The organism is Serratia plymuthica NBRC 102599, assembly GCF_001590925.1.
Classification (GTDB): Bacteria; Pseudomonadota; Gammaproteobacteria; order Enterobacterales; family Enterobacteriaceae; genus Serratia; species Serratia plymuthica.
Genome location: NZ_BCTU01000056.1, coordinates 1 through 1812, shown reverse-complemented (window position 1 = coordinate 1812; position 1812 = coordinate 1). Strand labels below are relative to the sequence as shown.

Here is a 1812-nt window from a genome sequence, read left to right as displayed (position 1 = left end):
CCTGTTGGCCAACATCGGCAGCCAGATTAATGCCGAAGGGGCGAAGCTGATTGGCGATAACGGCGAAGTATTGGGCGTAGTCGGTAAATCTGTCAGCCATGCAGTGGTGGCGGGTGTGGCGGCGGAAATCGGACGCGGTGACGGTAAAGGTGCGGCGGCCGGGGCGCTGGCGGCGGAGCTGGCTGGCGTGATTATGCAAAGCACGCTGTTCGAACCGGCCAATCTCAATGAAAGAGAGCGTCAACTGCTGCGCTTGCAGGAAGCACTTAACGGCAACGAGACTAAAGAGCAAGCTGCGCGAGTCATTGGCGCATTAACCGGCGCTCTGACAACACATACGCCGGAAGGCGCCTACAGTGCAGCGGACAGTGCGCAGTCGGTCTACCGCTACAACATGACCGAACATATGTTGATGCAATACGCGTTGGATAATCAGAAAGATATCCTTGCTGCCGATAAAGGCGATGTAGCGGCGGCAAAACGTGTAGTGGCTCGCCGGGAAGCAGCAGCCATTGTGGCGACTGTTGGTGGTGGCGGTCTGGTTCTTGCTGCGGGTGGAATGACGTTAGTGGGGGCCGCCCCTGAGTTGGTTTTAGCTGCGCGTTTGGCCATTGCTAGCTGTAAAACCAACCCGGCACTTTGCCTGAATCAGGCTGGGATTTATGCGGCAGACATTGTGGCACCGGAGGCGATAATTGGAACGGGAGCCATTACTACTGGCAGCACGCTGATCCTGGGAAAAACCGAGGATAGCGTTAAGAAGCTGACACAGCAGTTGGTGAAGACTTCAGACGAGTTGTATAAAACAAAAAATTTCAATGCTCAACCGGTTGCCGATTTCATCAAGGGTGAAACGGCTGCGGGTACAAACTTGTCAACGAAGACGGCGAATTATCTGCGGGATATTCAGAAGGTTAATACTGACCAACTGGTTAAACTTTTCGATAAAACGCAGTCAGATGGTAACGTAACAGTTTTTGGTAAGTCTATAGCTCAAGTTTTGGGCGACGGAGGGAGTAATAGAAAAGGAACAACAAAAGTTTTTGCTTCTGAATCACTTGGCGATAAGGAAATCTATGACTATGCACAATCACTTGCTGGAGGCCTTCCTCTTAAAGAGGTTAGAAATTCGAAAGGCATTGTTTATTATGCTAAGTTTGAAGGGAAAATAATAAACCTGGGAAACTACTCTACAAGTGCACAAGAGTCGAAAGCTCGGTGGACGATTGATATTATCGGGAATAAAGATATAAACAAAGTTTCGAATCTTTCCGATAACAAGTTTGAAATGAAGTTTAGATAGGTGATCTTTATGCTTACGATAGAACAATATGAAAATAGGAAAGAAGCCCTTGAAGGGGCATCGATGGTGACTATTTGGGAAAATATTCATCCGGATAGTCTATCAGGTAAAATATCTCTTTCTTTTAATGATGAGAAAGAGTTGTTCCTCTGGTTTATCGAACGTTTGATGAATGAAGGGAAAGTAAAACTTGGCAGCGGAGGCATGCTCTTGACGGGGACGGTAAAAGAACAGGTAGATAAGTTTCGAGCCAGTTTTCCTAATACTCCTGAAGAGATGGAGTATGGAGTTTTTAATGGATATTGGTTTTTATCTGATGCTTGCCCTGCTGGCCTTGTCTGGATCCACGAGAGTGGCTATAAGGATTGGACCTGATATACACAGAAGCGGCTCTTCGGAGCCGTTTCCTACCTAATTCTTTCTTCGCAAAAATACCAATACGCTTAGCGAGTTATGGTCTCCTCGAGAAGAGGGCATCTGGCGTGGGGAGCTAGATTGCCCCAGCACGC

2 protein-coding genes are annotated in these 1812 nt (G+C 47.9%); both read left to right on the top strand.

Annotated elements, in window-relative coordinates; translation table 11 throughout:
* A partial coding sequence (locus SPL01S_RS24975) for a DUF637 domain-containing protein (protein WP_169800869.1) occupies window positions 1-1303 on the top strand: 1303 nt, incomplete at its 5' end.
* Window positions 1304-1312: 9 nt separating this feature from the next.
* On the top strand, window positions 1313-1678 hold the full coding sequence (locus SPL01S_RS24070) for a DUF596 domain-containing protein (RefSeq protein ID WP_063203195.1): 366 nt from the start codon (window positions 1313-1315) through the stop codon (window positions 1676-1678).
* Window positions 1679-1812 lie beyond the last annotated feature (134 nt).